We start from the raw sequence: 6,629 nt of genomic DNA on the forward strand, positions 1-6,629 counted from the left end.
TTCGCGAACGTGCCATCCCGTGGCACGGCAGGATCCGCGCATCGTCGAAATTAACAGGGCCGGATACACGCACGTTGACCGAATGCACGAACGCCGTCGCGCGGCAGGCTGCCGCACGACGGCGTTTGCTCGCGCGCACCCGGGACGGGCGCGCCGCGATTCAGACGGCTCAGCCCAGGAAGTGGCGGGCGTAGCGCGCGTTGATGTCGGACAGGCGGAACAGCGTCAGGAAATCCGCGCAGTTGAAATCGGGATCCCAGGCCGGCGCGCCGCAGATCTTCGCGCCGAGACGCAGGTAGCCCTTGATCAGCGGCGGCGGCGCCACGGCGACGCCCGTCTGCAGTTCGTCGACCGGCAGTGCCGTATGCGGGAACGCACGGTACTCGGGCGCCGTCAGCGAGCTCGCCGACAGCGACTGGTACAGGTTTGCAGCATAGTGGCCGCCGTCGGCCATCGACACGCTTGCGCAGCCGAGCATCGTCTCGTAGCCGTTCTGCATCATGTACGCGCCGAGGCCACCCCACAGCGCCATGATGACGGCGCCGCTGCGGTAGTCGCTGTGCACGCACGAGCGGCCGACCTCGACCATCTTGCCGCGCAGGTGCGTCAGGCGCGACAGGTCGAATTCGCCCTCCGCGTACAGGCGGCCGACACGCGCCGCCTCGTGCGGCGGCAGCACGCGATACGTGCCGACCACCTTCAGCGTATCGAGATCGCGAACCAGCAGGTGGTCGCAGTACGCATCGAACGGATCGACGTCGAGACCGGAGGGGCCGCTGACCTGCGCGCCCATCTCTTCGGCGAACACGCTGTAACGCAGACGCTGCGCTTCGCGCAATTCGTCTTCCGTGCGGGCCCACGCGGCACGCAGGCGGTACTCCGATGTAACGGTTTCAGCAGCGCGCGGCAGGTGCCGCCGCGACGTGTCGAGGGGCAGCGAGGCAAAGGGGAGCGTAGGCGTCGGCAGTTCTCGCATTAGGCTTTCCTGGTCGTAAGGAATAAGGCGACATGCCCGCCAATGTAGTAATCGGCCGTGACCGTTATGTGGCACGACCGTGTCCTTTCAATGACGTGTCGCCGAATCGACTTTAGCAGAAAGCTTGCGAAGCCGTATGATGAATCCCGTTAATCCCCGTCAGGCCTGCTTTACACCAGTTCCGGCGTCAATACTGCCCGCAGCACGGCCTGCCGGTCGCCGTCACGCGTGCGGCTCGCGAGCCACACGATTCCGCCCTTCTTGACGCTCCAGCTGTCGTCGCTGCCGGCGATCAGTTGCGCGGCGACGCTGCCGAGCGTCGGCTGGTGCCCGACGATCACGACCGTCGGCGCGATGCCTTCCGGCCAGCCGGCCGCCGCCAGCACGTCGTCGACACCGCCGCCCGGCGCGAGCGCGTCGACGGTCCGGTACTGGTCGGTCAGCGCCTCGACGGTCTGCACGGTGCGCGCCGCCGGGCTCGCGAGGATCACGGCGTTCGACTCGAGCCGGCCACGCAGCCATTTGGCCATCGCCTGCGCGTCCTTGCGGCCACGAACGGTCAACTGGCGCGCGAGATCGCTCGCCGCGTAGTCTTCGGCTTCGGCGTGGCGCCACAGGATCAGGTTCATCATGATGTTCTCCTTGCGTCGGCAAGCGGCCCCGCACACGTGTGGGCCGGCCGATCATCGTGCGAATTGTCGCAAATCGCGGCCGGTTCACCGCCGCGGCATTTACCCGCATATCGCGATTGACCGAATCAGTAATTAGACGATACAATCTTTGGCTCGTCGGAGCGTAGCGCAGCCTGGTAGCGCATCTGATTTGGGATCAGAGGGTCGTAGGTTCGAATCCTATCGCTCCGACCAAAGGAATCAAGGGGTTACATGCCAAAAGCGTGTAACCCCTTTTCCGTTTCCGGATCCTTGAACCGGTCGCCGGGCTTCCCGGCTCGCGGTCATCCGATTCATTGCAGGGATCAATTGGGGGCCAGGCGACAACGCGTTGGCCTCTGCCGCATCCCGGCGCCCATGGCGCATCGCTGCAACCGCAGGCAGCAGATCGCGGCCACAAGTCAGCAGGCTGCCGACGCGTACAAGCAGCCCGCGCGCGACACTTCCGGGAACACGCGATAATGCGCGTGAACAACCCGCATCCGCGCATGAAAAACAACATTCTCAAGATCGCCCTCTGCGCATCGCTGCTCGCGACCACCGGCACCGCGTCCGCGAAAGCGCTCGACGACGCACTCGACTGCCATTCGACCGGCCACAAGTTCGTCGCGCCGCTGCTCGCCGCCGGCGACATCCAGTCGGAGCCGATGCACGTCGAATCGAACTCGGTCAACGCATTCCGCACGAACCGCTCGCTGACGGCGTACGGCTTCGGCGTCTATGTCGTGCTCGGTTACCAGGCGAACGACCCGATCTTCCGTCCGGGCGACGGCACGCCGATCGGCGACTGGGCCTACGGCGTCGTGGTGCGCGGCACGAAGGGCGCGGTAGAGGAAGCCGTGCGCAAGGCCGGCAGCGACGCAACCGTCAAGCAGGCGTTTCCGTTCCTGACCGCGATCGTCTGCTCGTCGGACTGAGCAATCGTCAGGACGATCATGCGTCGCGCTTGAGGGCCACAACCTCACGCCCCGCCCGCGAGCCCGTCCGGGCCCCGCTATCGGCCTGTTACGCGCCGGTATACACCACGCGATAGGGAATACCGACCTTCTCCCACTCGGCAGCCTCCTGGCTGAGGCTGTAGTCGGTCAGCGGGTTCTGCTCGACCCACGCGCTCGGCAAGCGCACTTCATACCCGCCCTTCTTCATCTGCGAAATGGAAATGTCCGGCAACCCCGCATCGGTCCGGCGCCGGCACAGCAGCGCCGCGAGCCGCAAGCAGAACAGCAGCGGCCACTCGACGTCGCGCGCCTGCGACAGCTTGCCGAGCTTGCCCGCGTGACCGAGCACGAGCGCGGCGAGCCGCGCCTGGTCCGTGCGCGAAAAGCCCGGCATGTCCGCGTTGCTCGTGATATAGGCCGAATGCTTGTGATACGCGCTGTGCGAGATCGACAGACCGATCTCGTGCAACGCGGCCGCCCAGCCGAGGAACATCCGGCCTTCCTCGCGCGCTTCGTCGTCGGCTTCATCGAGTTCGTCGTAGAAACGCGCGGCGAGCGCACCGATCCGCTCGGCCTGCGCACGATCGACGCCGTAGCGGCGAGTAAAGCCCTCGACGGTCACCGCGCGCATGTCTTCGTGCTGCGTCCGGCCGAGCAGGTCGTACAGCACACCGAGACGCAGCGCGCCGTCGGTCGTATCGACGTAGTCGACGCCGAGCTCCTCGAACACCGCGAGCATGATCGCGAGGCCGCCCGCGAGCACCGGCACGCGGTCGGGCTTCAGCGCGACCAGCTTCAGCCGGTTGACGTTCTCCGACTTGATCAGCGCGCGCTTCAGCCGCTCGAGGCCGCCGCGCGAAATGCCGTGCGTGATGCCCGGATCGTTGAAGCCGTTCGCCTCGACGAGCTCCGCGAGTGCACGCGCGGTGCCGGACGAACCGATCGCCTGGTCCCACCCGGCCTTCTTGTACTCGCTCGAAATGATCTGGATCTCGCGCTTGGCCGCGAGCTCGGCTTGCCGCATCGTGTATTCGTCGACGTTGCCGGCCGGAAAGAAGGTGCGGCTGTGGCTCACGCAGCCGATATAGAGACTCTCCATCACGATCGGCGTGTAGTGCGAGCCGATGATGAACTCGGTCGAGCCGCCGCCGATGTCGACGACGAGCCGCTTGCCGGCGCTTGCCGGCACCGAGTGCGCGGCGCCCGCATAGATCAGCCGCGCTTCTTCGCGGCCCGCGATCACTTCGATCGGGAAACCGAGCGCCGCTTCGGCCTCGCCGAGAAATTCGGCCGCGTTCTTCGCGACACGCAGCGTGTTGGTCGCCACCGCGCGCACACGATCCGGATGGAAATCGCGCAGGCGCTCGCCGAACCGCTTGAGCGCCTCCCAGCCACGCTCCTGCGACGCGCGATCGAGCATCTTGTCGCTCGACAGGCCAGCAGCCAGCCGAACGGGCTCGCGCAGCGCATCGACGGGATAGATCTGGCTGCCCGCCGACGTTTCCTCGACGCGACCGACGATCAGTCGGAAGCTGTTCGAGCCGAGATCCACGGCAGCCAGCAAGTGGGGGGTTGTAACCATCAGAATGGGGCTCCGTGCGCGTTCGCCCGCGGCAGCCGGTCCGGCAACCCAGGGCGATCAATCAAAGGCGACATTTTAAGCGTGGAACGCTTGCCATTGCCACGCTTCACGGGCATGCACACTGCTCAAGTGTATATGGCCGAAACATTTATGCGACGAATCGGTTAGGGCGTAGAATTTGTCGATACAAAACCATTATTGTCATCAGCACGTCATCGTACCGTGAGAGTTTCCGAGCGTCCTTTCGAATCATCGCCTGAATCCCCCTCTACTCTGCCGATGTCCGTCCGCTACCCGCTTCTCAATCGTGAACTCGGCATCCTCGGTTTCAACGAGCGCGTGCTGGCCCAGGCAGCCGATCCGCAAGTTCCGTTGCTCGAGCGCCTTCGCTTCATCTGCATCACCAGCAGCAACCTCGACGAATTCTTCGAAGTCCGGATGGCCGGCCTTCAGGAGCAGATCCGCGACAACCCCGGCGCGCTGACGCCCGACGGCATGTCGTTACAGCATGCTTACGACCTCGTCGTCGAACGCGCGCAACGGCTCGTCCATCGACAGTACACGATGCTGCACGAAACCGTGCTGCCCGCGCTCGAACAGGAAGGCATCTACTTCCATGCGACCGACTCATGGAACGACGCGCAGCTCGAATGGGCGCGACACTACTTCCTCGACGAACTGCTGCCCGTGCTGACGCCGATCGGCCTCGATCCGGCCCACCCGTTCCCGCGCGTGCTGAACAAGAGCCTGAACTTCGTCGTCGAGCTCGAAGGCCGCGACGCGTTCGGCCGCCAGGCCGTGATGGGCATCGTGCAGGCGCCGCGCGCGCTGCCGCGCGTCGTGCGCATGCCGCACGCGCTGTCGGGCTTCGAGCACGGCTTCGTGCTGTTGAGCTCGTTCATGCAGCGCTTCGTCGGCGAACTCTTCCCGCAACTCGTCGTGAAGAGCTGCAACCAGTTCCGCATCACGCGCAACAGCGAGCTGTTCGTCGACGAGGACGAAATCACGAACCTGCGCGTCGCGCTGCAGGGCGAACTGCCCGCGCGCCACCTCGGCAACGCGGTGCGCCTCGAGGTGTCGGCCGATACGCCGCAGCACATCGTGCGGCGGCTGCTCGAGGAAAGCGAACTCCGCGACAAGGACTGCTATCGCGTGGCCGGTTCCGTGAACCTCGTGCGCCTGATGCAGATTCCCGATCTCGTCGACCGCCCCGACCTGAAGTTCGCGCCGTTTACCGCATCGACCCCGCCCGCGATCGCGAACGCGCCGACGATGTTCGATGCGATCGACGACGGCGACATCCTGCTGCATCATCCGTACGAGAGCTTCCAGCCCGTGCTCGAACTGCTGCAGCAGGCCGCGAAGGATCCGAGCGTCGTCGCGATCAAGCAGACGATCTACCGCACCGGCACCGATTCGCCGCTGATGGACGCGCTGATGGAAGCCGCGCGCAACGGCAAGGAAGTGACCGTCGTCGTCGAGTTGCTCGCGCGCTTCGACGAGGAAACCAACATCAACTGGGCATCGCAGCTCGAAGCCGTCGGCGCGCACGTCGTGTACGGCGTGGTCGGTCACAAGTGCCACGCGAAGATGATGCTGATCGTGCGGCGCGTCGTGCAGGCCGGCAAGGCGACGCTGCGCCGCTACGTGCACCTCGGCACCGGCAACTACCACCCGCGCACGGCGCGCCTCTATACCGACTTCGGGCTGATGACGGCCGACCAGAAGATCTGCGAGGACGTCCACCACGTATTCCAGCAACTGACCGGGATCGGCGGCGAACTCACGCTGCACGAGCTGTGGCAGTCGCCGTTCACGCTGCATCCGCGCATCGTCGAATCGATCCGCGCGGAGATCGACAATGCGCGTGCCGGCAAACGCGCGCGCATCGTCGCGAAAATGAACGCGCTGCTGGAGCCGACGGTGATCGCCGCGCTGTACGAAGCGTCGCAGGCCGGCGTGAAGGTCGACCTGATCGTGCGCGGCGTCTGCGCGCTGCAGCCCGGCGTGCCGGGGCTGTCGGAAAACATCACGGTGCGCTCGATCGTCGGCCGCTTTCTCGAGCACCACCGGATCTACTATTTCCACGCCGGCGGTGCCGAGGACGTCTATCTGTCGAGCGCCGACTGGATGGACCGCAACCTGTTCCGCCGCGTCGAAGTCGCGTTCCCGATCCGCGAGCGCAAGCTCAAGCGGCGCGTGATCGCCGAAGGCCTGTCGGTGTGCCTCGGCGACAACCAGTCGGCCTGGCAGATGCTCAGCGACGGTCACTACCGCCGGCGCCGCGCAGGCAAGACGGTCCGCAACGCGCAGCTCGGGCTGCTCGCGAAGTTCTGCTCGTGATCCTGCCGTGGGGGGGGGGCGGGGGGCGGGCGGCGGCGCATTACCGCCTGCAGGCGTCTGTAGTTCTTTTTGCGCGTCTTTAGTTGGATTTTATCTACCTGACTCACCACAACACTTGT

General features: G+C 65.6%; 5 protein-coding genes and 1 tRNA gene. 3 read left to right on the forward strand and 3 right to left on the reverse strand.

Annotated features, from left to right (window positions below; genetic code table 11):
* Nucleotides 1-169: 169 nt before the first annotated feature.
* Complete coding sequence (locus tag ACPUER_RS15610) at nucleotides 170-976, reverse strand: GNAT family N-acetyltransferase (protein WP_072435856.1); 807 nt, start codon at nucleotides 974-976, stop codon at nucleotides 170-172.
* A 170-nt stretch (nucleotides 977-1,146) separates the two neighbouring features.
* Nucleotides 1,147-1,608, reverse strand: coding sequence for a phosphohistidine phosphatase SixA (sixA, locus tag ACPUER_RS15615; protein WP_425131522.1), 462 nt, complete (start codon nucleotides 1,606-1,608; stop codon nucleotides 1,147-1,149).
* 157 nt (nucleotides 1,609-1,765) lie between these two features.
* Between sixA and ACPUER_RS15620 the strand changes: the two genes are divergently transcribed.
* Nucleotides 1,766-1,842, forward strand: a tRNA-Pro gene (locus ACPUER_RS15620).
* A 293-nt stretch (nucleotides 1,843-2,135) separates the two neighbouring features.
* Nucleotides 2,136-2,564: a hypothetical protein gene (locus ACPUER_RS15625; RefSeq protein WP_175962433.1), complete on the forward strand. Its 429-nt coding sequence runs from the start codon at nucleotides 2,136-2,138 to the stop codon at nucleotides 2,562-2,564.
* An 88-nt stretch (nucleotides 2,565-2,652) separates the two neighbouring features.
* Here ACPUER_RS15625 and ppx read toward each other — a convergent pair whose 3' ends face one another.
* Nucleotides 2,653-4,167, reverse strand: coding sequence for an exopolyphosphatase (gene ppx, locus ACPUER_RS15630; protein WP_310134903.1), 1,515 nt, complete (start codon nucleotides 4,165-4,167; stop codon nucleotides 2,653-2,655).
* A gap of 279 nt (nucleotides 4,168-4,446) precedes the next feature.
* On the opposite strand from ppx, the gene ppk1 reads away from it, so the two are divergent.
* The gene (ppk1, locus tag ACPUER_RS15635) at nucleotides 4,447-6,510 is read left to right on the forward strand and encodes a polyphosphate kinase 1 (protein ID WP_175962431.1); all 2,064 of its coding nucleotides are present in this window, start codon (nucleotides 4,447-4,449) and stop codon (nucleotides 6,508-6,510) included.
* Nucleotides 6,511-6,629 lie beyond the last annotated feature (119 nt).

The sequence above is a fragment of the Burkholderia sp. DN3021 genome (assembly GCF_049805555.1).
GTDB lineage: Bacteria > Pseudomonadota > Gammaproteobacteria > Burkholderiales > Burkholderiaceae > Burkholderia > Burkholderia pyrrocinia_C.